The organism is Paenibacillus mendelii (assembly GCF_024498075.1).
GTDB classification, from domain to species: Bacteria; Bacillota; Bacilli; order Paenibacillales; family Paenibacillaceae; genus Paenibacillus_Z; species Paenibacillus_Z mendelii.
This window is the reverse complement of the sequence record NZ_JANHOF010000007.1, coordinates 179,698-205,022: the sequence shown is the minus strand read 5'-3', so window position 1 is coordinate 205,022 and position 25,325 is coordinate 179,698. Positions and strand designations below refer to the sequence as shown.

Below are 25,325 nucleotides of genomic sequence, written 5' to 3'. Positions count from 1 at the left end.
ATCGCTCTTTTTGTTATTTCTTAATATTAAGATACTTCATTTGTTTGTATATGTCAAGCACGTATTCCGCCTACGCAGTTCATCAACCGCTTCTTCCCTTCTTTGCGGCAGCAAACGATAAAGAAGCTCAAACAGCTTCTGTTACAGGCTGTTCGAGCTTCTTCATCTGCCCCTTCAGGAAGGGAGCATTCATTTAAGCAAAAGCAATCCTCTCATTATGAAGACAGCGCTTCTTGCTCCGCCACGTCTTTCTTGAAGGTTTCCTTCGAGAAGTAAACCGAGGCAATGGTAATGAGAGCCGTTATGAACATGAACGTTGCTACATACCACGGATTGCCGCCATTGCGATCAAGCAAGTAGGTGGCAATCAGCGGGGTGAAGCCGCCGAGAATCGAAGAAACCTGATACACGACCGACAAGGCGCTGTATCTCACCCGGACGCCGAACATCTCGGTTAAGTACACCGATTGGACGCTCAGCATTAAAGTCGAGCCGAATGCATAACCAATAATGAGCGCCAGCCAGACGATTGTAGTCGATCCCGTATTGAGCATAAAGAAGTATGGGAACGTGAACAAGGCCAGGAATATCGCTCCGCCCAAGTAGACTGGGCGCCGTCCGATCCGGTCCGACAAGCCGCCGAATAACGGACTAATAATAATGGCGACAGCAGCAGCAATAAGAATCCCTGTCAGCGCTTCTTGCTTGGGAAGCCCAAGCTTCGTCGTTACATAGGTGATAGCAAACGCATTCGTGACATTCGCGGACACGGATTCCGCAACACGCGCGCCCATGCTCACGAGCACATTCTTGGGATATTTACGAAACAGCTCCATGACTGGGAATTTCGCGACTTCATTGTTATCCTTCACTTCCTGGAATGCGGGTGTTTCGGAAATTTTCAATCGAATGAACGTTCCTACGCCAAGCAGGACGATACTAAACAAGAACGGAAGCCGCCAGCCCCACGACATAAATTGTTCTTCAGAGAGCAATGTCGTTAAGCTGAACACGCCGGAGGCAAGCAGAAGACCGCCGGATGTCGCGGATTGCACGACTCCGCCCCAGAACCCCCTCTTCTCCCTCGGCGAATGCTCAATCGTCAGCAGCGCAGCGCCACCGTACTCTCCGCCGATCCCCAGGCCTTGGAGAAGACGCAGCGTAACGAGGATGATGGGCGCCCAAATTCCGATGGAATTGTAGGTGGGCAGAACACCGATCAGGAATGTCGCTCCGCCCATTAACAGCAGGGTAAGGATGAGAATCGTTTTGCGGCCGATCTTATCTCCGTAATGTCCAAATATGAGACCGCCAATCGGTCTTGCAACGAACCCGGCGCCGAACGTAGCGAAAGCGACAAGCGTACCCATCAACGGGTCAAGGTTCGGAAAAAATAATTTGTTAAAGATAAGTGCGGCGGCCGTTCCATAAAGGAAGAAATCGTACCACTCTACCAATGCCCCAATAAAGCTGGCACCGGCAACTCTTTTCATGGATACTTGACTCATGTTCAATCCCCCTGTAAGTGAGTAATTGTATGCTTACCCCTCTTGTTACTCCAATTAGCCCGAATTTCTCTCTCTACTAATCGAAACCGCTTTCAATGCTCGTGGCCGGGAAGCCCGCTAGGGAAGACAAGGCATATGCGGCAGAAATCCTCTGCCGCAACGTACAAGCCTTCACCGCTTAATAGCTTCCTGCCGCCAGCCCTTATTTATCTTCTTCCCAGAAAGCGACAGTCTCGGACTGCTTCATGATCTCCAATATCTTTTCCCTAGGTACAACGCGAGACCGCTGTGCCCATGCCTCATACTTATCGCTCATTTCCTTGACGCGTTCAGGGTTGTCGGACGCCAGATTGTTCAATTCTGTACGGTCCTCTTCCATATCGTAGAGTTCCCAAGGACCCGGATAGTTACGCACCAGCTTCCAATTCCCTTCACGGATACATGCATTCCCTTCATGCTCGAAGTACAGCGGCCCGCGATCCGTTGCATCACCAGTCAATACCGGAACCATACTGCTGCCCTCTAGTGGCAGAATCGAATGCCCCTTGTAGCTGTCCGGATAAGCTGCCCCGGTTATATCCAGAATCGTCGCCATAACATCCGGCAGCTGTGCAGGGGTATGCCGGATCGCATTCTTTTCCTGTACGCCCTTAGGCCAGTGCACAATGAACGGCGTTGCGATTCCTCCTTCATGGACCCAGTGTTTATAAAGGCGGAAAGGGGTGTTGGACAGGTTCGCCCAAGCCTTACCGTAACTTTGGTACGTATTCTCCGCTCCCGGCATCAGATCCGGGTGGTTGCCGAATGTAACATCCTCACCCTTACGGGTATGCAGCTTGGCAATAAGAAGCTCGTTGGCCAAATCCTCACCCCGTACGTTCGGCGGAATATCCTCCGCGCAGGCGCCATTGTCGGATAAGAAAATAATAACTGTGTCCTCAAGCTGCCCCGTCTCTTCCAAGGAGCGGATGATTCGCCCTATCCCCTGGTCCATGCGGTCGATTTGTGCGGCGTAAACCTCCATGCAGCGGAGGAGCCATTCTTTATTCTCCGCGGACTCCCATTCCGGTTCATCCGCATCCCGCTCGCTCAGCTTCCAAGACGGATTTAGAATGCCTTTCTCGACCATGCGCGACAGCCGTTCCTCTCTTAGCTTATCCCAGCCTTTATCGAACCGGCCCTTATACTTCGCGATATCCTCCTCATGTGCATGAAGCGGCCAATGTGGCGCTGTGTATGCGACATATTGGAAGAATGGCTTGTCCGGATGCTCTTCCGCATGGCTGTGAATGAAGGAAACCGCCTGATCGCTAATCGCATCGGTATAGAAGAACTGGTCGTCTTCAATCGCTTCCTTCTCAATATTTTCATTGCCGCGCGTCAATGTGTTCGGGTTGTAGAAGCTGCCCGCACCAATAATCGTACCGTAGAATTCATCGAATCCGCGCTGCATCGGCCAATTGTCCGACGGCTCGAGCAAGCTCTTGGCTATATGCCATTTACCGCTCATATACGTTCTGTAACCGCTCTCTTTCAACACCTCAGCAATCGTCACGCATTCTTTGTTCAGGTCGCCGGGATAACCCTCGAGTCCCGTATCGTAAGTGAGAATACCGATCCCCGTCTGATGAGGGTGAAGGCCGGTTAACAGCGATGCTCGGGAGGGACTGCATCTTGCCGTATTATAAAACTGGGTTAGCCGAATGCCGCCCTCTGCAAGCTTGTCGAGGTTCGGAGTTTCCACTTCGCCGCCGTAGCAGCCGATGTCGGAATATCCCATATCGTCATTTAAGATAAGAATAACGTTCTGTTTGTTAGTCATTGCCGCGTTCTCTCCTTCTCTGCTAGGACTGTTTCCAAAATCATGCATAACTTAATAATTGTTCTATTATTAGTTATATTGTCATAACAATTATTGGCGGCGGGAAATGCTGCAGAATTGAAATCGAAAGCCGATGCGTCACTAGCAGAGGCTTCGTCACAAGCGCATCCGCAGCCACCCGGTTGTGAGTTGATGATGAGTTCGCTTTCGATTTCAATTCGGTTATAATCGGCTTCTTCGCGATAATTGGACCAAATATTGAAAATAATCCGGGCGGTACACCGCCTTCAGAAATTCGACCGGCGTTTGGTCATGCGAGAACGTGACCCGCTCGATATACAGCAGCGCCTCGTCGGCTTCGACTTCCAGCTTCTCCGATTCCTCCGCACCGGCGTTTACCGCGCTAATCATTTGCTTGGCTTCCTTCAGCGGAATCTGCAGGTCTTCTTCTAGAAGCTTGTACATCGCAACCGTTAACAGATCGTATTTCTCCAGCTCAATCCCGATCTCCGGCGGGAAATACGCATGTTCGATTGCAATCGGCGTATCATCTGCCAAACGAAGACGCCTCAGCTCCCACGCTGCGCGAAGATTGAGACTGGACTTGACCTCCGAGGGAAGCTTATTGGTCATCCCTTGACTGAGAATCTTAGCTCCCGGCACAAAGCCCGCTTCCTTGATCGTTTCAGTAAAGCCCATCAGCTGACCGACCCACTGCTCAGCCTGATTCGTCTTAATGAACGTCCCGCGTCCTCTCTCTCGAACCAGCAATCCCTCTTCAACCAAGCTTTGAAGGGCATTGCGAACCGTTACCCGGCTGACGCCGAACCGCTTGATCAGCTCGTGCTCCGTCGGCATCTTTCCATTAGCATCACCCAGATCGTCATGCAACGCCTCATAACGAATAATATCCCTAATTTGCAGGTGTAAGGGAATACCGCTGTTGAAGTCGACCGCACGCTTTTGAAAAGCCGATATATTTTTGTTCATAAGTTGCTTTCCCTTTCTGAATGGTTCCTAAAGCCAGCCGTTATACCATCCTCGTAATCATGCATTTGTATTGATGATATAACATTATGAGGTTCAGGAGCAATCCTTATGGGATGAATGAGCCGCCTCATTTCAATAAACAGTCCAGTATGCGCTTTCAACAGCATGCCGCCAAGCCGCTCTACTCAGGATACTGCAGCGTCCTCTCCAACTCTTCACATCCAAACACCTCCGCGGAATCATCTGCTGGCTTCCACTTTGTATGTTTATTTATAATATAATCATAATGTAGTAACATTACAACCACTTTTTTTGGTTCCAGCTTGTTTTCCTCGCCAGCGCATCTGGGTAGCACCCCCGATAGCCGCTCACCTCCTATACAAAAAGCCGCATCTGATTAGGATTTATTTCACCTAATCGAGATACGGCTTCCCAGTGATCAATGAATTCAATTATTACAGCGTCAAGCCGCCGTCCACCGTGACCAAGGAGCCTGTCATGTAGCTGGATGCCTGCGAGGCCATGAATGCAACGACGCCCGCAATTTCGTCGGGCTGGGCCGGACGTCCCATTCTGACCTTCGAAATTTCCTCCGGCACATAACCGCCTGATGCGAACGATTTTGCCACGCCCTCTGTCAGTGCCGTTTGCACCGCTCCCGGGCAAATCGCATTGACGCGGATTCCCTTGCCGACATATTCCAGCGCCGCCGATTTGGTTAACCCGACTACGGCATGCTTCGTCGCCGAGTACACACTGGCACTGTGCTCACTGCGGATGCCCGCCGTCGAAGCGGTATTCAGAATATGCCCGTTTCCTTGCTTGTCCATCACCTGTAGAACGTATTTCATCCCGAGAAAGACGCCTTTGATATTGATCGACATCAGCCGATCGAATTCGGATTCGTCTATATCGGCCAATCTGGCAAACTTCTGGACAATGCCGGCGTTATTGAAGAAGAAGTCGATCTTCCCATAGGCCTCCACTGCCTTATTGACGTAATTCTGGACCTCTTCACTGTTGGCTACGTTAGCTTGTACGAAAATTCCGTCTCCGCCGCGCTCTTTAATCAGCTGCAGCGTTTCTTCACCGGTCTCCTTGTTGAAATCGACCAGTACGACTGCCGCGCCATTCTCGGCCAGCTTCAGACTGCTCGCCCTTCCGATCCCGCTCCCGGCTCCGGTAACGATGGCAATCTGCTTGGATTCAGACATATCAGAACACGCTCCTCTATGGTAGTTGGAATCATCTGCTTGGATCCGTGTATTTATCTAGTCCGGCTCAATCAATTAACCGGATATATGCCGCCGCTTATTTCGCGTAGTAGCCTCCGTCAATTGGAAGCTCAATTCCCGTAATATAGGAAGACTCATCGGAAGCCAGGAACAAGACACCCTTCGCGATATCCTCTGCTTCGCCAAGACGCGGCAGCGGGGATTGGGAGAGGAACCATGCCTTCATTTTTTCATCGGCCATCAATTCAACGGTCATTGGTGTCTTGATATAGCCCGGATGCACCGAATTCACGCGGATATTATGCTTCGCGAAATCGACCGCCGTCGCCTTGGTCAGCAGACGGACAGCTCCTTTGCTGGCGGTATACGCGCCCGCGCCGCTGCCGCCGGTCAATCCGGCAATGGATGAGATGTTGACAATGGAGCCCCCGCCATTGTTAATCATGTGCGGAATGACATGCTTTTGCCCCAGGAAGGTGCCTGTCACGTTGATTGACATCGTCTTGTCCCATTGCTCTACCGTCATCTCCAGCATCGGCGTTGCATTCGAAATACCGGCATTATTGACGAGAATGTCAATCTTCCCGAAACGGGAGATGGTTTCTTCCACTACACGGATCCAATCTTCCTCTGAAGTCACATTATGCTTGATGCCAATCGCTTCGCCGCCATTGTCTACGATCTCTTGAACGGCTTCGTTCAGCTTCTCCTCTTGAAGGTCCGTAATAACAACCTTCGCTCCTTCTTTTGCAAAAAGAACCGCGTCCGCTTTACCCATACCGCCGGCTGCACCTGTAACAATGGCCACTTTGTTTGCTAATCTCATGATGAAACCTCCATTAGCGGGTCCACAGTCCGGCAGAATAACTGCCGTCCTGTTCCCTGTTAGTTTTGCTTCTGAATATTGCTTAACATTTTCTCGTAGGATGCAAGCAGCAAATCCATCTCTTCATCTGTGAAGCCTTCCCACAGAATCTCAGTCATCTCTTTATACTTGTCTAACATTCGATTCTCGACGTCCCTGCCCTTATCCGTAATGCGCAGGTACACGTTTCTCCGGTCGGTTTCTGAAGTCATCCGTTCAATATACCCTTTGGAAACCAGCTTATTCGTTAAATTCGTGACAGCCGACAGCGTAATATCGAGTGCGATCGCAAGCTCGGAACAATTCTGTTTCTCTTCCACGGCAAGGATCTGAATAATCAAATACTGAGGTGGAGTCAAATCGTTCTCTAAGATTTTGGAATAACCGACCACAAACTGTGTCATCTGGCTGGAAACCATCAAGGACAACCGATCCTTCTTATCCAGCGTACATCACCTCTAACGGTAATCGATTTGTTAATCATTTAAATCTTGAAATAGTTAATATCATTGAACTAATTACACTTCTATCTTACTCACCCTTGCATCGCGAGTCAAGCTCCACTAACTGTTAAAGAACACCTATTTAGCTCTGCCCGAATCCGATAGCTGCAATCGTTCCGCATTCCACGAAACCGATGTTTTTATATACCTTATTGGAGGCGGGATTCATCAAGTCTTCATACAGCATAGGCTCGAGGTTCTCTCTCATCACGACGGCGCACATTTCGGCTACAAGCGCGCTTGCGAATCCCTTATGGCGCTCCTCAGGCGGGGTATACACTGCATTAATGCGTGCATGCCGCGGTGAACGATGCGCGATATTCGCCATCGACACAGGCTTCCCTGGAACCATCCACACATATAACCCCCCTGCTTCAACCATCTGCTCTGCCGCTGGTACTTGGCTGGCTGGATCCACAACCACACCATAAGCCCCTTCCGAGAAGCCCGCGAGAAACGCTGCGATAACTTCTATATCCTGTCTCGATGCAAGACGAAGGCTCCCTTGCACACCAACAGGTCTGTTCACCTCTGGGCAGACATAAGCTTCCATCATCATGCGAGTATGATAAGGAAGGCCGCTAGCCTCCGAGTAGATCTCTGCAAACATCTTTACCGTCTTGGGATCTCCTGTTATACCCGGCAGAACGGTTCTTTGAATACGATGTGCGAGTTCCTTCATGATCATGCATCTCTCCTCGCTTCGAACATCGTCAGACAACCACAGCCATGCCGGATGCCCATGCGATTGCGCATAGATCATCCTCCCATCTACCGTTTTAAAGCAGGTTGCTCCCTCCTGCCTCTCGCCAATAAGATGAATCAGATTATACCGGGCTTCGTGGCTCATGAACGGGCCTTGTGCAAATACAGTGTCATGTGGAACCAGTTTCTCTAACATGCTTTCCCTCCTCAACATAAAAAAGAACGCAAAAAAATCCATCCCATTCACAAAGGACGGATTAGATCCGCGTTACCACCCTCATTGGCGTACATCCATTCGTATACCCGCTCTGCCATCATCCATCGATGATGCTCCTCATGTAACGGCAGGATTCCGGGTCCGTCTACTTCTGATTTCGAGGACCTGCTCCGAGGTGATTGTTCGGATCCCGCCGCTGTCTGCTTCGCACCAACCTGCAGCTCTCTGCACAGCTTACGTAGGACCGATATGTCCTCTTCATCGCATATTTGATCTAAATTTCTTTCCAGTTTATAATCGTTAGAATTTTCTGTCAATAAATTTTTCTTGGCTATCCCGGGGTTTTCCCCTCTCTTATAACTGTAACCAAAACGTGTACGGTTGACTTCCTCTTTTGGTGTTACTATACTTATTACAGCACGATAATGAATGCATTCACCCTAATTGAAGCTCTTATCGCAAGGGTAAATGTTCTAGCTCTAGGGGAACAATACGTCAGGATGGATCTAGAGATATCGATAGGAGAGATGTTCATGGAACTGAGGAATAAGACAGCCATTATAACCGGAGCCGGCAAGGGCATAGGGAAAGCAGCAGCGATCGCTCTAGCCAAGGAAGGTGTCAATCTTGGTCTGCTTGCCAGAAGCAGCGCCGATCTGGAAGCCCTTCAGACGGATCTGACGAACACATACGGAATCAACGTTTATTATGCTTCGGCCGATGTATCGAATAAAGAGGAAGTCGATACCGCCATCCATACACTAGCCACCAAGCTCGGATCCATCGATATTCTGCTGAACAATGCCGGCATTGCTCAGTTTGGCACGCTAATCGACATGGAGCCAGGCCAATGGGAGCAGATCATTCAAACAAACCTTATGGGAACGTATTATGTCACTCGCGCCGTACTGCCAACGATGATCGAACAGAACAGCGGGAGCATTATTAATGTAGCCTCCACCGCCGGCGAACGGGGATTTGCTACCGGCTCCGCCTACTGCGCCTCCAAGTTCGGCGTTCTCGGTCTAACGGAATCCGTTCTTCAAGAGGTCCGCAAATTCAATATCCGCGTCACCGCACTTACACCGAGCACCGTCAATACGGAACTGGCGGTTAATGCAGGGCTTTCGATCGGCACCGAGGATCGCATGATGCAGCCGGAGGATGTGTCGGATCTGATTCTGGCCACCTTGAAGCTGCCGCAGCGCGTGTTTATTAAAACAGCCGGTATTTGGTCGACGAACCCGCAATAACCTTCAGGCGCGTACTAAGGAGGTATAGTAGATGGCTAACGAACAATCGAAACCAATCAAGGAGCTTCATGAGATCCCCTTATCCGTCTTGGACCTTGCTCCCGTTATCGAGGGCGGGACGCCCGCCGATTCCTTCCGGAATACGCTGGATCTAGCCCGTCACGTGGAGAAATTAGGCTATAATCGTTTTTGGCTAGCCGAGCATCACAATATGCCGGGGATAGCGAGCTCGGCTACCTCTGTCGTGATTGGCTATGTTGCAGCCGGTACACAGCGGATCCGCGTAGGATCCGGCGGGATCATGCTGCCCAACCATGCTCCGCTGGTCATTGCCGAGCAGTTCGGCACATTGGAATCGATGTATCCGGGACGGATCGACTTGGGGTTGGGAAGAGCTCCCGGCTCTGATCAACTGACTGCTCGAGCACTTCGCCGCGGCCTTGACAGCGACGGCCAGAATTTCCCGGAACAGTTAAGCGAGCTGCGTTCCTATCTGAAGCCGGCAAGCGAATCGGGTGTCACCGGGCTTCGAGCCACTCCCGGCGAGGGTCTCCATATTCCGATTTGGCTGCTCGGATCCAGCGGATTCAGTGCTCAGCTGGCTGGGATGCTCGGTCTTCCCTTCTCATTCGCCAGCCACTTTGCGCCGGAGTACCTGCTGCCAGCTCTCGAGCTGTATCGCAATAGCTTCCGCCCTTCGGAAGTACTGGACCAGCCTTATGCCATGGTTGGCCTGAACGTCGTTGTGGCGGACACGGATGAAGAGGCGCGAATGCTGGCAACCTCCCAGCAGCAGCAGTTCCTGAACCTCATTCGCGGCCGGCCCGGCAAGCTTAATCCCCCCGTGCCAAGCATGGACGGACTGTGGAGCCCCCAGGAGCAAGCATTGGTCCAGGGTAAGCACAGCTATTCCGCTGCCGGCAGCAAGGATACCGTTCGCTCGCGCTTGAAGCAGGTCCTTCAAGAGACGCAGGCGGATGAACTCATTGTGACTGCTCAAATCTATGATCATCAGGCCCGTCTTCGGTCTTATCAACTGCTCGCCGAAGCAGTTAAAGAGTCCTGATATTTGGTTTAAACTATAGAGAAAGCCGGAAGCATCTGCTTCCGGCTTTCTGCGGTATAACGGCTCTGGCGTTTAATCCACGTAACCTGCCAGTCCCTTATCCATCAGATATTCCATCTCGGCATCCAGGATCGTCTCGACGGTCAGCTCGTCCAGCTTGACGTCCGGTCTGCTCAGCACATAATCGACGAGCTCGTCGCTGTCGATATCGATCTCGCCCTTTGCGTCCGCTTTCGCGTTGTTGATGAAGCTCAATTCATGCTTCAGCACCAGCTGGATGCTTGCCGCGCTTGCTTTTGTCTTGCCGGCTATATATTGAACCATCTCTTGCTCATTGATCTGCTCGCTCATCGGTTGTTCATCTCCTATATTGTGATCGTATGCTATTGTACCATATGGTACGCCATACTGCCTAAGCCGATGTATGGGAGATGCAGCCGGGCTTGCCGACCGCATGAAGATGAACGGCGAGCAGCCGAAGCAGCACTTCTGCTTGTATGCCCATCTTGTATCCGCCCCTTACTTGCTCTAACAACCCTGCGTTCATCCATTCACCGACGGTTGAGGCAGCATGATCCTTGATCGAGTCATCTTCCTGAGGTGCGGCTGCCGCGATCGGCACATTGGCATTGAAATAGTTCTTCTGCGAAAGAAGTACAGGCAGTAAGGCATTCCACTGTGCGGGAAAAAGATCGAATGGCAGATGACCGTCCTTCCAGATGCTCTCCGTTTCTTTTAATGCCTCAACGGTAACACTGCAGTGCAGCTTTCCTTTCCACCAGACCGTGATTCCTTCAGGACCGGCATGTACAAACGGGAGATCCTGCTCGAATACGTCCTTCTCCGTCCTTGCAGACTTCACATGAGCATAGGACGCTTCATCGATCATATGGCACATTCTGAACGCCATATCCATTCTCTGGCTGGGCGCCATGCCCCTCATTTCAGCCTCGATTGTCGGCAGAAGTCGGTTGATTCCGCCATTGCGATCCGCGCCCAGCAAATGATCAATTGTACACTCTAACGTTCGCGCGAGATGTACTAATAGTTTTGTATCGGGCAGCGAATCCCCGTTCTCCCACTTCGATACCGCTTGGCCGGACACGTTCAACTGCTGCCCTAACTGCTCCTGCGTCAATCCTTTGCGATACCGAAGCAGAGCGATCCGCTTACCTGCCTCCTGCATTATAGACATCTGCAGCACCCCTTTTCATGATCTTGTTGAGTGGTCGGGTTCGAAACGGTTCCGATTCCTTCCCTCGGCTATAGTATAAGATGCAGGGGACAATTGCGGCATGGAGCCGTGCTCAACATGCTCAACCGGCCGTTGAATTTCCCTGCCTGCAGTTGGATGGAATGTGTCTACTCCCCTCTACTCAGAAGACCCGGGAATGAACTGGTATCTGGCTAGCTCAATCCGCCCCTCCTCGTCTGCAATCACCCCTTCGCTGTTCAAATAGAGAATCTGCTTCAACCGGGACTCCTCCTCTTGAATCGCGATTTCCCCTTTGACGTTAACGACCCTATGCCAAGGGAGCTTATGCGCCTTGCTCATCGCATGCAGGATCCGCACCACCTGTCTGGCTCCCCGCGGACTGCCCGCCAATGCGGCAATTTGTCCGTAGGTCATGACGGATCCTTCCGGTATGGCCTTTATGATTTCAATGACTCGAAGCGTGAATGGATTCATCAGACTCCTTAAGCCTCCTGCTGTTTGATTGGACATGTTCAAATGTCCTTTGGTTCCATGCATGCTGATCTGGATTCTTCCGCGCGGTTCATGACCGCCTCTTCATCATAGCGCAAGAAGGACCGATAAATCATTATGATTGATAACCAACTTTAGTCGGATATGACTTGCACAACATGCATGACGTGGTATTATTTTCATGTGACATAAGAACTAGTTGGAAGGTGGACTTTATACGTGAAGCAGGCAGACACATTGCATCGTAGAAACAAATTGTTAGTCAACATTATCTGGGGAATGTTAGTGCTGGGAATTGTCGTCGATCTGCTGACGGATGCGTCCCAAAGCTCGATAGTCGTTCTGATTATTGTAGGCATGATTACTTGTGGAGCTGCGACAATATTAACTTATAAACGATGGCTGGCCGAATATGTGATGTATTTTATCGCCTCCATCGTAACGGTTCTCACCTTGCTATTGATCATGACCGGACCCGTCTTAACGACCTATTTCCTCGTATTCGTGAATCTTGCCATCATGATGCTTTACAATAATTTCCGGGCCATCGCATTCTCCAGCTTCCTGGGCGTCGGTCTGACCTTGTATTTGTTTGCGAGTCCCTATAAGACCGAGATGTTCGGCGATAATGCCCCCCTTACCATCCTGATGTACTTGGCGATGATCGCGATTCCGCTGCTTGCCTCCGCCAGATTCAGCGAGCGCATCCAAGCGGAAGCGAATGCGCAGCGGGAAACCGCCACGGCTGAACGCAATCACTCGCAGGCGATTGTTGAGAACGTGACGGCTTCACTCCAGCTCCTGAACGATTTCAGCTCGAAGCTTAAGCAGAACATCACCTCGACAAGCACGATATCCGTTGAGGTCACCTCCGCATTCTCGGAGATTTCGTCGAGTACGGAGACGCAGACGGCCAGTATTTCCGATATCAGCGAATCGATTCGGATTATTGAACAAGCGGTGGAGTCGCTCGCTAGCCGTTCCACTGAAATGAAGTCATTATCGGAAAGCTCTGTCACCCTCACCAGCAAGGGGAGCACGGAGGCGGCATCCCTGGAGAAGCAAATGGATTCCGTTCACGTCTCAATCGACGCATCCGTGGCGCTGATGAATGAGCTGAATGAGCAGAACAAACGGATTAGCGATATTGTTGCGACGATTAACCATATATCTACACAAACGAATCTGCTTGCCCTTAATGCGGCGATCGAAGCAGCTCGCGCAGGCGAACACGGCAAAGGCTTCGCAGTCGTATCAAGTGAGATTCGCAAGCTGGCCGAGTCTTCCCGGCAGTCAACCGAAGAAATCGGCACAATCTTAGAAACCATTCGAACGAAGACCGACCAGGCTTCCGAGCAGATTACACTTGGCCAGCAGAACGTCATAGAAAGCAGCTATGCGGCCAAGCAGGTTGCGGAAGCCATGCGAATGCTCGCTGCCAATTCAAGCATAGTGGAAGAGCAATCCGATCAAGTACAGCGCTCCGCCGATGATCTGCACCACCAATACACCAAGATAACGGATGAGATCATCACGATCGCGGGAATTACCGAAGAGAACCTGGCTTCCATTAAAGAAATGGCCGATAACATGAATATCCAAGATAGCAGCATTCAAGCAATCGTAGAGAGCTTTCTGCATCTGGACAAGCTGACGACGGATCTGAACAAAATGACCGAACGTTAAACGACCAAATTACAGAACGTCCTATACCCGCCGTGGATAAGCGGGGAAGGACGTTCTGCTTTAGGTAATGCCTCCTAATGAAGCTGATAGATGCGAATGATTTGCTCAGCGGCCTCTTCGAGCAGCTTTTCCGCCCTAACCATCGCGTCATCAAGCGTCATCGGCCGGTTCACAATACTGACGACTGCCGAGACCCCATGCTCGTATAGCGTGTCGATTCCTTCCCCGACGGAGCCCGCGATGACGATGACCGGCACGCGATGCTTCTTCGCGACCTGCGCGACACCGTAGGGCGTCTTGCCGGAAGCCGTTTGATAATCCACCTGTCCCTCCCCCGTAATGACCAGATCCGCATCTTGAACCGCTGATTCCAGCTCCATTACCCTTGCGACAACCGATACGCCGGATTCCAGCTTTCCGTTCAAGAAGGCCATAATCCCTCCAGACAAACCACCCGCGGCCCCCGTTCCGGGTATATCATGAATCGCGATTCCCAAGGTCCGTTCAATGAGATCGGCAAAGTGGCGCAAGCCCTGGTCAAGCTGCTCGACCATGGGCGGCGTAGCGCCCTTCTGAGGCCCAAATACCGCTGAAGCTCCCTTAGGACCCACATAAGGATTGTCCACGTCGCAAGCGACGGCGATTTCGCAATCCGCTATTCGCGGATCAAGTGCCTCGATCTGGATCTCCGCTATTCTGCACAATTCCCCTCCGCCGAAGCCGACCGTTTCACCATGCTCATCGAGCAGCCTGACCCCCAAAGCCTGCAGCATGCCCGCTCCTCCGTCATTCGTTGCACTTCCTCCTACGCCAAGAATGAATTTGCGGCAGCCTTGATCGAGCGCAGCCTTGATGAGCTGGCCCACGCCATAGGTCGTTGTATGCAACGGATTCCGTTCATGCGCATCAATCAGGTACAGCCCGGAGGCCATTGCCATTTCGATTACGCAGGTCGTCCCATCTCCCAGGATGCCGAATCCAGCATCGATCTCACGCCCCAGCGGGTTGCTGACAGGCACTTGAACCATCCGTCCCTTGGTGGCATGAACTAAGCAATCGACCGTGCCTTCGCCCCCATCGGCCATCGGGATCACTTTAGTCACGCTATTATGCGAAGCCCGCTTGATTCCTCTTTCTATTGCACTCCCTACTCCAACCGCCGACAGACTCCCCTTGAATGAATCCGGTGCAATGACAATTTTCACGGGCTACATCCTTTCGTTTCATGCTCCGGTGCAGGCGCCATTCATCCCCCTCCAACGGGCCTATTCTTCTTCTCTTATTGTAACCGCATTCACTTTCTTTGACCTGTCAAACTTTTGAGGTAAGAATGGAACTGCACATGATCGATAATTGCTTTTCTAGTCTTTTACGTATATGGTTTGAGACATACTGAAATTTTATAAGATACAAAGGCGGGTACGACATTGGAATATAAACATGATCAGCGTCCTTCATTCATATACACGTATGCAAGTCCTGATGAAGAGATTTCCTTGTGCCAGTTGGAGATGCGCTCCTTCTTCGGAGCAGATGCTCCACCAAACCTCTTTAGAAGTAAGATCGGAATTGATCCCAGCCGAAGTCCGTTTATCCGGGAGCGGATTGAAGTGATTTATGAAGGGGATAGTGTCGCGGAAATCGTGGAACAGGTCGATCAGATCCAGACGCATGACATGACGTTCAAAGTCATCTATGTAAAGACGAATGATTTGGAGCCGTCCCAGAAGATCGAGTTCGATGAAGCGCGTGTCATTGAGCGCGAGCTGGGCTGGCATATTAACGGGGAGGCCGACGTCCGTAAACCGGATTATGTATTCGGCATTGTAACCTTGGGCGGGAGATGGTATTTCGGGAACTATCGCAAAAGCAAAACGGTCTGGCTGCAGCATCAGAAGAAGCCGCGCAGTTATTCCATTGCGCTTCCTACGCGTGTAGCCAGAGCCGCCGCTAATATTGCAGTGCCCCATCCGGACGGCGTCAAGGCGATTGACCCCTGCTGCGGCATCGGAACGGTGCTGGTGGAGGCCCTCTCGATGGGCATCGACATTGTCGGACGTGATATCAATCCGTTCATCGCCCGTGGAGCGCGCGAGAACATTGCCCACTTCGGGTATGATTGTGAGGTTGCCTTGGGATCTATTGCCGATATCACGGAGACTTACGATGCCGCCATTATCGACATGCCCTACAATCATTTCTCAAGAATTACATCCGAGGGGCAGTTCTCCATTCTCCAGCATGCACGCCGAATTGCAAGCAAGGTGGTCGTAATCGCGAATGAACCGATGGACGAGATGCTGACAAGTGCCGGATTCACGATTGCAGACCATGCGGTCGCGAGAAAAGGATCGTTCTCGCGCCACATTATCGTTTGTCTATGACGTGCGTGTTAATTGCCTGACCTCAGTGCATCGATGCCCGGCTGGCAGACTTGCTCACGATAACGCGCCGGATAAAGAAGGCAACGGCAAGTCCGGCCAGCGTTACGATCATCGCGAACAAAAAGGCGTTCTGCGAACCGATCGTCATCGCGCTGGTCACCTCGGCCGGATCGAGCGGATTGGCGGAGCTGCCCAGGTAATCGCTCATTCCATTCGACAAGATACTGACCGCAACAGCAGTACCGATCGCTCCCGCTACCTGTTGAAGGGTGTTCATGACAGCCGTTCCGTCTGGGTAGAGATCCGGCGGAAGCTGGTTAAGCCCGTTCGTCTGCGCCGGCATCCAAACCATGGATATGCCGACCATCATGCAGGAGTGAAGCGAAATGATCAATGCCAGCGTGGATGCCGTTGTAATGCCGGATAAGAACCATAGTGCGGCGGCCACAAGAACCAAGCCGGGAATGACGAGCCATCTCGGTCCATATTTATCGAACAGGGAGCCCATGAGCGGTGACATGAACCCGTTGAGAATGCCGCCGGGCAGCAGCAGCAGCCCTGCCGTAAAGGCAGACAATCCCATGCCATTCTGCAGGTAGAGCGGTAAGATCAGCATAGAGGATAGAATGATCATCATACAGAAGAACACCATAAGCAGGCCGATTACGAACATGGGATATTTGAACACGCGCAGGTTCATCATCGGCTGCTTCATTCTTAGCTGACGCAAAGAGAAGATCAATAACGAGATTAGACCTATGGCGATGGCGGCAATCACGATGGGATTGCCCCAGCCTTCCGTTCCTTCGCCCGCTTTGCTGAATCCGAATACGATGCCGCCGAAGCCAACAGTGGACAGCAGAATCGACAGCATGTCGATTCTCGGCTTCGTGAGGGTAGAGACATTCTGCATGAACAGGATGCCGAACACCAAGGCCAGCAATAGAAACGGCAGCGACAGCCAGAAAATCCAATGCCAGGTCAGATGCTCGATCAACAAGCCGGCGATAGTCGGCCCGATCGCAGGGGCGAACATGATGACAAGACCGATGATCCCCATTGCCGCTCCTCTTTTGTCCGGAGGAAAGATGATCAGAATTGTATTGAACATAAGCGGCAGCAGCAGACCCGTTCCAGCCGCCTGGAATACGCGCGCGATAAGCAGCACCTCGAAGCTCGGCGCCATTGCGGCAACTAGCGTGCCTACAATCGAGAAGGACAGTGATGCAATAAACAGCTGCCTTGTCGTGAACCACTGCAGAAGCAGACCCGATACCGGGACGAGGATACCCAATGTCAGCAAATAGCCGGTCGTCAGCCATTGTGCGGTTGGAGCTGTAATATGCAGCACCTGCATCAGATCGCTGATTGCGATATTCAATGCCGTTTCACTGAACATACCGATAAATCCGCTAATCAAGAGCGAAATCATGATCGGTAATACTTTGTATTGCTTACTCTTACTTTCACGATCACTTTCACGATGATTGCCTTGTTGCAAGGTTACTTCCACTTTCCCAATCCTCCAATTAATCTCTTCATTTACAGTATGCTTACATTTTATCCGCACCAGTCTACCAATAAGAACATATAGCGAACAGGATGTCAAAATCTATTTTATGGCTGGCTGCCCTTCGCATCCAAATCCAATAGAAAAAAACCACTCCTGTTATGGAGTGGTTGGAATGGGTTGCATATTCACGCGAGAGAACAAACCAGTGAGAGAATTAATCCAGTGAGAAAATCCGTTGAGTTTAGATGTTCTTCTGTCTAAGAGGACACGGCCTCCAGCTTAGCACGCGGAGAGTTAAAGAGCTCGATCCACTTTTTGATCGCTGCGACCATGATGATCACGCCCAGCACAAGCATAATAATGGATAGCGATGCATTCAAGACGCTGTATCCGGAAGCTTCCGGATTAAGGTAGACGTTCTTGACCATCCAATAACCCGCATAATTGACCGTAACGAACAGATAAGCGAGCGGAATGAGACAGGTGAGCATATAGCGGCGTTTGTCGGCAATTTTCAGAATGACGGTTGCGCCGATGATCAGCCCGATGGAAGCCATCAATTGGTTCGACACGCCGAACAATGCCCATACGGAGCCGATATCGCCCGAGAACAGCAGGTAGCCCCATAAGAAGCAGGCAAGCGCACTTGCGAAGATCGTGCCGGGTACCCAATCTACCCGCTTCAGCGGCTTGTACAGCTCACCGAAGAAATCCTGAATAAGGTAACGGGAAACCCGCGTACCTGCATCGATAGCCGTTAGAATGAACACAGCTTCGAACATGATAACGAACTGGAAGAAGTAAGGCGCCAGATTGCTGAACCATGGAATTTTCGTGAAAATATAGGTCATCCCGACGGCCAAAGTGACGGCTCCGCCTGTTCTCCCCTCCAAGTTCAGACCAATCTCCTCACTGAGCTGCGGCAGGTTGACCACATTCATGCCTAAGGTTTTGAAAACCTCCGGAGTCGAGTTGATGGCGAAATAATCGGCCGGCTGCAGAGCAGTAGCGGCAATAAGGGCCATGATCCCAACCAAGCATTCCACCAGCATGGCACCGAAGCCGATTGCTTTAATGTCGCTCCAGCGGTTGATCATCTTCGGCGTCGTACCGGATCCGACGAAGGCGTGGAACCCGGAGATGGCTCCGCAGGCGATCGTAATGGAGATGAACGGCCAGACAGGACCCGGCAGTATCGGTCCGCCCCCGTGAATGAACTCGGTAACGGCCGGGAATGGAATCGCCGGATTAATAATGAAAACCCCGATAATAAGGGCGATAAATACGCCGATCTTCATAAAGCTGCTCAGATAGTCACGCGGCGCAAGCAGCAGCCAGACGGGCAGTGCCGCCGCAAAGAACGCATAGACAGGCAATATAATCGCGAGTGTATGGGTATCAAACGACAACCACTCGCCAATAACCGTATCTTGAATGGACGGACCCATGAAGACGCCGACCATGAGAAGAATAAATCCGATCGTTGACGCCAGCTTCAAATTGCCGGTCTTCTTATAGAAAAGACCTACACCCATTGCGATCGGAATGGTTATTCCGACGGCGAACGTTCCCCAAGGGTTATTCTCCAAGGCATGCAGGACAACCATCGACAAACCTGCCATCGTAATCGTAATGATGAACAGCATGGCAAGGCCGGTACAGAAGCCTGCAACCGGTCCAAGCTCGTCCTTGGCAACCTCGGATAAGGATTTTCCGTTCTTTCGCATCGAAGCGAACAAGACAACGGCATCATGCACGGCACCCCCGATAACGGCCCCGATCAACAGCCAGAGCAGGCCCGGCAAATAACCGAATTGCGCAGCCAGAATCGGACCGACGAGCGGACCCGCCGCCGCGATGGCAGCGAAGTGATGGCCGAAAGTGACCCACTTGTTCGTTGGAACATAATCCTTACCATCGTTCAATGTATGCGCCGGTGTCGGCGAGGAGTCGTTGAGCTTCAATACTTTTGCCGCCATGAACGTACCGTATATCCGGTACGCAATCATAAGAATACAAATCGATCCAATAACGATTGAAACCGCATTCATTATTTATGACCTCCCCAGGTGTCTTTACTGTTTTTCCATCATACGCGATGTAATCAACAATCGGCCGTTTTCAGGACAAGACGCCAAAGTTGGAGAGTGAAAGACCGTAAACCGGGGCTGGAATGCAGTTGATGGGGAAAGTGAAAATCCTCTAGAACCCGATAAGCTGCTTCAGCTCCTTCATATATGTTCGGCTGACGGGTACCTTGGACCCATCCTTCATAATTAAATTATAGGTGGAATGAAACCAAGGCTGAATCTCAACGATACCGTCCACATTCACGAGAAAAGCGCGATGAACGCGAACTATCGACGTGTGCTGCAGCTTCTGCTCGAACGTGACGAGCGGTTCGTTCACTTTATACTGCTGATGATCGTCCGCAACGATTACAGTTTTCCCTTCCTCCGAGCTGATATACAGAATTTTACTTACTTGCACCAATAGAATGCGTTCTTCGACGTTTATCGCCAATTTCTCGGGTCGTTCCACCGGAGCGGATTTCGGGTGGGCGGGCAGCTTGCTGTCTCTGGCCTCATGCAGCTTGATCAGCTTCTCCACCGTTTGATGGATGCGGCTCTCGTCGAAGGGCTTCAGAATATAATCAATGGCATTCAGCTCGAATGCCTTCAACGCATATTCGTCATAAGCCGTCGCAAAGACAATCTCTGGCCGATTGGCCGTTTCTAAGAGCTGACGCGCCAATTCAAGACCGTTGTCTTCCGCCAGCTGAATATCTAAGAAGACGACATCGGGCTGCAATTCATGAATCTGTGCGATTGCCTGCTCAATGCACTCCGCCTCACCCACGACCTCTACCCGTTTCGTGCGGCGCAAAATATACGTCAATTCATCTCTAGCCAGCATCTCGTCATCCACGATGTAGGCTTTCAACATGCTGCTCCCCCCAACTATGCTTCAATGGCAATTTAATCACTACCTTGGTACCAACCATCCACTCGCTTTCAATCTCAAAACCAGCCTCACCGCCATAGATTTCTTCAATTCGTTTGCAAATATTATAGAGGGCGGTTCCTGTACCTTCTTTGGACAATACCGCTTGTTTTCCCAGAGGCCCGATTAACTCTGGAGGGATTCCGTTTCCATTATCCTCGGTAATGAGCACCATATGCTCTCCCTCTTGATAGGCGCGGACCGTTATATGCCCTTGGCGCTTGGCACCCGATTTCGTAAACGCGTGCCGAACGGCGTTTTCGACAAGCGGCTGGAGCGTGAACGGCGGAATCATGACTTTCTCCAGAGAAGGCTCGATATGGAGACTGACCTTGTATTTGCCTGGGAAACGTGCCTTCTCCAATGATAAATAGGCTTCTAAATGCTCCAGTTCCTTATGCAGCGGAATGAGTATTTGACGCGCGCCCTGTAGATTGCTGCGAAAAAATACACTCATCTGCAGCAGCAGCTTCCTCGCTTGCTCCGGGTCGGTTCGGCAAAGCGCCGAAATCGTATTGAAGGCATTAAATAAGAAATGAGGATGGATTTGAGCCTGCAGCGCCTTAATCTCCGCATCCTTCAGGAGCTTGCTCTGCAGCTCGGCTTCAGCTAATTCCAGCTGGGTCGAGAATAAGTTACCCAGACCCTCCGCGAGCTCCTGCTCGACCTGATTCATATGACTGGCATTCGTAAAATAGAGCTTTAAGGTTCCAACCGTCTTCCGGTGAACCTTAAGCGGGAGCACAACGGCTGCCTGTAAGACGCAATTAGGGTCGAAGCATTGGATCTCCGCTCTCGACTTGGCCTTCAGAATACGCCCTTGCTCGAGCACATTCTTCGTCAATTGGGTAGAGAGGCTCTGCATCGGAATATGATGGTCGGAGCCTGCGCCAATATGCGCCAATACCCGATGCCGGTCTGTAATCGAGATCGCATCGGCATGAGTCCCTCTCAGAATAATGGCAGCCACCTCCCGGCATGAGTCCGGGTTTAAGCCTTGCCGGAAGAAAGGGAGCGTCTGATCCGCGATCTGCAGCGCTTTATGCCTCTGCAGCGCACGTGTCCGTTCTTCTTCCTGCACAATGGATTGAATGATCAGCATGAATAGCAGCGTTCCGAAGCCGTTGATGAGAATCATCGGCATGCCGATGACTCGAACGAGCTCTAGTGCTGCATCGAACGGCTTGGCCACGAGGAGTATGATTCCCATCTGGATGCACTCCATAATGATACCGATGGCGACCGCCCGCCAAGGCGTATTGATCCCATTCCTCCGCAGGTAGTTACCGATATAGCCGGTAGCAATTCCTGCAAATATCGTCGAGAAGCCGCATGCAACGGCTGTATACCCACCCAGCGTGAATCGGTGGATCCCCGCAATCAGACCGGCGCCTGTGCCGACAAGGGGGCCGCCGAGCAAGCCGCCGAGCACAACACCAAGCACCCTCGTATTGGCTATCGCGCTGCCATAATCGACATCCGTCTGCCAAACCTGCGACAATATTTGACCGTCGTATACTTCTATGCCGGTATAGTTACTAATGATCCCGAAGACACCGAATACGGCAATTAACAGCAGCTTTTCTTTATACCCATGTTCATTATGAATAATTTTCCGAAAGGTTCTCAGCCTGGAGAGCAAAAAGACGACGATCAATAGAAGACCGACCCGCTCCAGCATCAAAGGCAATAAGTGAATCATCGCGTCTTTCCCTCCTCTTTATTTAGTATATATAAATTAGCTGTGAAACTAACTTGGTGTTTTTTGGTTGAATAATGTCGATTCTGCGATTTGACTTCGAATTAATTCTACGAAATCTCCAAAAACAATTGCCTTATTTGTAAAATAGTGCTAGATTGATAGGGTGACCCATCTCCTATGACATGGGTCATATTTACTATATGGATATTCACTAGGCAAAATGGACTGTGTCCATGCAGGAGGCGATACATACCGTTAATCTATGAACCATTTTTTCGATTGCGGAACTACATTATCCTTATTCAGAAGACCATTACTATTGAGAATCATGAGGAGGAACAAATGTCTATTAAGAAAACAAATCGCAGAGTACTGAGCTTGCTGCTCGCTGTAGGCTTGGTACTCTCTTCCATTGGCACAGCCTTTGGGGCAGCTGCCGCTTCAGATATTAAGGGACACTGGGCAGAGAACCAAATTAACAGCTGGCTGGAGCAAGGTTTCGTTAAAGGATTCGAGGATGGCACGTTCAAACCGAACAAAACGATCTCCCGTGCAGAATTTGTTGCGCTTGTTAACCGTTCTTTTGGTTTTACAGAGAAGACAGAAGTTACCTTCACCGACATGAAGGAAAGCAACTGGTCTTACAGCGAAGTGCAAATTGCAGTGAAAGCCGGTTATATTACGGGCTATACGAACAACACATTCGGTCCGAATGACGAGATCACTCGTGAACAAATCGCGGCTATCGTTACCAAGCTGCTTAACCTTAAAGCATCGAGCTCCTACACGAGCAGCTTCAAGGATGAAGCAACTATTGCAGCTTGGAGCAAGCCAGCCGTTGCGGCAGTTGCAGAGAACAAGATCATGAGCGGATACAACCAAGCCTTTAATCCGACTCATTCGGCGACTCGCGCTGAAGCATTGGTCGTTTTGGATAACGCCGGCAAATTAAGAGTGACGACCACAACCTTCGATAAAGAAGGCACGTATGGTCCAGAAACAGGCAGCCAAGTCATCAACGGCAATGTAACCATTACTGCAGCAGGCGTAACCTTGCAGAATACGGTTATCAACGGTGACCTGGTACTGGATAAAGGGATTGGCGAAGGCGATGCCTTCTTGAAGAATGTAACGGTTAAGGGCAACACCACCGTTAAAGGCGGCGGAGCGAACAGTATCCACTTCGAAGACTCCATCCTCCTTACGGTTATTGTCGACAAAGCAACCGGTACGGTTCGAATCGTAGCAGAAGGTACAACGACCATCGCTAGTGTGGTTGTTCAATCACCTGCAACGCTTGAAGAAGCCGACCTCACCGGAACCGGTTTTACAGCAGTTGAATTGTCCAAGCTGCTTCCGAAGGATTCCCTCGTAACTTTGATCGGTTCGTTTGAAAGCCTGAATATTGTTGGCGCTCAAATCAAAGTCGACATTCCTAGCGGCAGCGTAGATAAAGCAACGGTAGCTGCTTCTGCCGAGGGAGTATCTGTAAACCTTAGCAAAGAAGCTAAAATTATTAGCCTAATTCTTGAAGCAGCAGCGAAATTCCTAGGTGCAGGCACCATTGATTCCGCTACTCTGAGCGAATTGGCTAAAGATACGACCTTTGAAACGAAGCCTTCGAAACTTGAAGGTGCAACTCCTACTACTCCACCAGTAACAGGTGGCGGTGGCTGGGGCGGCGGCGGCGGTACAACCACGCCACCAACTGATCAACAGGCTCCTGTTATTAGCAATGACGCTGAAATGACTGTGGACAACCAAGGACTAACGTTACTTTTCAGCTTCAATGAACAAATCGACCTTGGTACAAGTGCCAATGTAGAAATCAAATATTTCCAACAAACCCACGCAGGTCTATTGCCACTCAAGAATAAGACTGCTGGAACGGATCTTGTTAAGAACAAAACATGGGACGGTTACTTGTACGGTATGGAAAATGGCGTTAGCTATTCCAAAGGGACCGCGAACATTGCCGCCAATCAAAATGTCATTTCAGCAAACACAAAATTGGGTTCATTGGTTAAACAAGGACATCATGGTGTGGATGGAGACATGGACTATGTAACCATTGACTGGAATGCACCTGCTACTTATGTTGCTCAAATCGTCGTAACCGATAATGTCGGCAACAGAAGTGCAGTGAAGGAAGTTACGGCTACGGTTCCGGTTATTGATGACGAAGTTGCTCCTGTCATTAACAATGCAACGTTATCCGTATCCCCAGAAACAGGATTGCTGCTTCAATTCGACATCAATGAGTCAATTGATTTCGATACCGACGCAAATGTGGAAATCAAGTATTTCACGAAGGATGCTAACGATGATCTGCACCCGATCAGCAATTCGATTGCAGGCGGTGCCCTCGTGAAGAACAAAGATTGGGACGGCTACTTGTACGGAATGGAGACTGGTAAAAATTATTCCAAAGGTCTCAAGTTGAACAGTCAATATCTCAATATTATTCCGGCAGAAACCAAGCTGGGAACGTTGGTAAAGCAAGGATATCACACCGACTCTACTGATATGGATTACGTCACCATTGACTGGCATACAGCCGCTACCTATGTAGCCCAAATCATCGTAACCGACAATGCGGGTCACGAAAGTGTTGTTGAAGAAGTTGAAGCTGCGGTACCAGGTCCAGTTATTAGCAATGCATCTCTGTCAGTAGACGACCAAGGGCTAACATTGCTATTCAGCGCCAATGAAGAAATCGACTTTGCTACCCAAGCGAATGTAGTGATCAAATATTTCAAAAAAACCGGCTCGGGTTTGCAGCCACTGTTGAATACGACTACTGATTTGGATCTAATCAAGGACAAGTCATGGGATGGTTATTTGTACGATATGGTTACAAATACTAACTATTCCAAAGGGAACGATCCAAATAGCACTTACCTCAATGTGATTCCAGCGAATGCTCAACTAGGTACTCTAGTTAAGCAAGCTCACCACGGTGTAGACGGAGACATGAACTACGTAGACATCGACTGGACTACGCCTGCAACTTATGTAGCCCAGATCGTTGTAACTAACAATGCTGGCTTCAAAAGCGTTGTAAAAGAAGTTGAAGCTACAGTTTCAGATGTAGTGATTCCTTAATAAGTTCTTACAGCCAAAGAGCCGACCGAATGATCCATCATTCGAGCGGCTCTTTTTCTA

At 50.5% G+C, this 25,325-nt stretch carries 20 protein-coding genes and 1 other annotated feature; of the genes, 5 read left to right on the top strand and 15 right to left on the bottom strand.

Annotated features, from left to right (window positions below; genetic code table 11):
• Positions 1-215: 215 nt before the first annotated feature.
• The 7 genes from NNL21_RS22070 to NNL21_RS22040 form a co-directional block, all read right to left on the bottom strand.
• Entirely contained in the window at positions 216-1,508 is a 1,293-nt protein-coding gene (locus NNL21_RS22070; protein WP_204820289.1) for an MFS transporter, read from the bottom strand.
• 202 nt (positions 1,509-1,710) lie between these two features.
• Positions 1,711-3,330 (bottom strand): arylsulfatase, encoded by a 1,620-nt coding sequence (locus tag NNL21_RS22065; protein ID WP_204820290.1) that lies wholly within the window; start codon positions 3,328-3,330, stop codon positions 1,711-1,713.
• Between the two features lie 222 nt (positions 3,331-3,552).
• The gene (locus tag NNL21_RS22060; RefSeq protein WP_204820291.1) at positions 3,553-4,320 is read right to left on the bottom strand and encodes a GntR family transcriptional regulator; all 768 of its coding nucleotides are present in this window, start codon (positions 4,318-4,320) and stop codon (positions 3,553-3,555) included.
• A gap of 455 nt (positions 4,321-4,775) precedes the next feature.
• Entirely contained in the window at positions 4,776-5,534 is a 759-nt protein-coding gene (locus tag NNL21_RS22055) for an SDR family NAD(P)-dependent oxidoreductase (protein ID WP_204820292.1), read from the bottom strand.
• A 97-nt stretch (positions 5,535-5,631) separates the two neighbouring features.
• Positions 5,632-6,384, bottom strand: a complete 753-nt coding sequence (locus NNL21_RS22050) for an SDR family NAD(P)-dependent oxidoreductase (RefSeq protein ID WP_204820440.1) — start codon at positions 6,382-6,384, stop codon at positions 5,632-5,634.
• A gap of 56 nt (positions 6,385-6,440) precedes the next feature.
• A complete protein-coding gene (locus tag NNL21_RS22045; RefSeq protein ID WP_204820441.1) occupies positions 6,441-6,839 on the bottom strand; it encodes a MarR family transcriptional regulator in 399 nt (132 codons plus the stop codon).
• Between the two features lie 166 nt (positions 6,840-7,005).
• The gene (locus NNL21_RS22040) at positions 7,006-7,824 is read right to left on the bottom strand and encodes a GNAT family N-acetyltransferase (RefSeq protein ID WP_204820293.1); all 819 of its coding nucleotides are present in this window, start codon (positions 7,822-7,824) and stop codon (positions 7,006-7,008) included.
• A gap of 49 nt (positions 7,825-7,873) precedes the next feature.
• Positions 7,874-8,116 (bottom strand) — a binding site (T-box leader).
• Positions 8,117-8,378: 262 nt separating this feature from the next.
• Between NNL21_RS22040 and NNL21_RS22035 the strand changes: the two genes are divergently transcribed.
• Both NNL21_RS22035 and NNL21_RS22030 read left to right on the top strand, forming a co-directional pair.
• Entirely contained in the window at positions 8,379-9,098 is a 720-nt protein-coding gene (locus NNL21_RS22035) for a 3-ketoacyl-ACP reductase (RefSeq protein WP_204820294.1), read from the top strand.
• Positions 9,099-9,129: 31 nt separating this feature from the next.
• On the top strand, positions 9,130-10,164 hold the full coding sequence (locus NNL21_RS22030) for an LLM class flavin-dependent oxidoreductase (RefSeq protein ID WP_204820295.1): 1,035 nt from the start codon (positions 9,130-9,132) through the stop codon (positions 10,162-10,164).
• Positions 10,165-10,236: 72 nt separating this feature from the next.
• Here NNL21_RS22030 and NNL21_RS22025 read toward each other — a convergent pair whose 3' ends face one another.
• The 3 genes from NNL21_RS22025 to NNL21_RS22015 all read right to left on the bottom strand — a co-directional run bounded on the left by NNL21_RS22025 (position 10,237) and on the right by NNL21_RS22015 (position 11,854).
• Positions 10,237-10,515, bottom strand: coding sequence for a hypothetical protein (locus tag NNL21_RS22025; protein ID WP_204820296.1), 279 nt, complete (start codon positions 10,513-10,515; stop codon positions 10,237-10,239).
• A gap of 61 nt (positions 10,516-10,576) precedes the next feature.
• Positions 10,577-11,359 carry a helix-turn-helix domain-containing protein gene (locus NNL21_RS22020; RefSeq protein WP_256555395.1) on the bottom strand — a complete coding sequence of 261 codons (783 nt, stop codon included), beginning with the start codon at positions 11,357-11,359 and terminating at the stop codon, positions 10,577-10,579.
• A 177-nt stretch (positions 11,360-11,536) separates the two neighbouring features.
• Entirely contained in the window at positions 11,537-11,854 is a 318-nt protein-coding gene (locus NNL21_RS22015) for an MGMT family protein (RefSeq protein WP_204820443.1), read from the bottom strand.
• A 237-nt stretch (positions 11,855-12,091) separates the two neighbouring features.
• Between NNL21_RS22015 and NNL21_RS22010 the strand changes: the two genes are divergently transcribed.
• Positions 12,092-13,558 (top strand): methyl-accepting chemotaxis protein, encoded by a 1,467-nt coding sequence (locus tag NNL21_RS22010; protein WP_204820297.1) that lies wholly within the window; start codon positions 12,092-12,094, stop codon positions 13,556-13,558.
• 74 nt (positions 13,559-13,632) lie between these two features.
• On the opposite strand, the gene NNL21_RS22005 is transcribed toward NNL21_RS22010, so the two are convergent.
• The gene (locus NNL21_RS22005) at positions 13,633-14,763 is read right to left on the bottom strand and encodes a glycerate kinase (protein WP_204820298.1); all 1,131 of its coding nucleotides are present in this window, start codon (positions 14,761-14,763) and stop codon (positions 13,633-13,635) included.
• A gap of 222 nt (positions 14,764-14,985) precedes the next feature.
• On the opposite strand from NNL21_RS22005, the gene NNL21_RS22000 reads away from it, so the two are divergent.
• Positions 14,986-15,942, top strand: coding sequence for a TRM11 family SAM-dependent methyltransferase (locus NNL21_RS22000; protein ID WP_256555394.1), 957 nt, complete (start codon positions 14,986-14,988; stop codon positions 15,940-15,942).
• 22 nt (positions 15,943-15,964) lie between these two features.
• Here the strand turns inward: NNL21_RS22000 and NNL21_RS21995 are convergent, their stop codons facing one another.
• From NNL21_RS21995 to NNL21_RS21980, 4 genes are all read right to left on the bottom strand, one after another.
• On the bottom strand, positions 15,965-17,374 hold the full coding sequence (locus NNL21_RS21995) for a DHA2 family efflux MFS transporter permease subunit (protein ID WP_204820445.1): 1,410 nt from the start codon (positions 17,372-17,374) through the stop codon (positions 15,965-15,967).
• Between the two features lie 338 nt (positions 17,375-17,712).
• The gene (cstA, locus tag NNL21_RS21990) at positions 17,713-19,506 is read right to left on the bottom strand and encodes a carbon starvation protein CstA (RefSeq protein WP_204820299.1); all 1,794 of its coding nucleotides are present in this window, start codon (positions 19,504-19,506) and stop codon (positions 17,713-17,715) included.
• Between the two features lie 151 nt (positions 19,507-19,657).
• Complete coding sequence (locus NNL21_RS21985) at positions 19,658-20,401, bottom strand: LytR/AlgR family response regulator transcription factor (RefSeq protein WP_204820300.1); 744 nt, start codon at positions 20,399-20,401, stop codon at positions 19,658-19,660.
• Positions 20,376-22,160 carry a sensor histidine kinase gene (locus tag NNL21_RS21980; RefSeq protein WP_256555391.1) on the bottom strand — a complete coding sequence of 595 codons (1,785 nt, stop codon included), beginning with the start codon at positions 22,158-22,160 and terminating at the stop codon, positions 20,376-20,378. The genes NNL21_RS21985 and NNL21_RS21980 overlap by 26 nt, the downstream gene beginning before the upstream one ends.
• 342 nt (positions 22,161-22,502) lie before the next feature.
• Between NNL21_RS21980 and NNL21_RS21975 the strand changes: the two genes are divergently transcribed.
• Positions 22,503-25,265: an S-layer homology domain-containing protein gene (locus NNL21_RS21975; protein WP_204820302.1), complete on the top strand. Its 2,763-nt coding sequence runs from the start codon at positions 22,503-22,505 to the stop codon at positions 25,263-25,265.
• Positions 25,266-25,325: the final 60 nt, after the last annotated feature.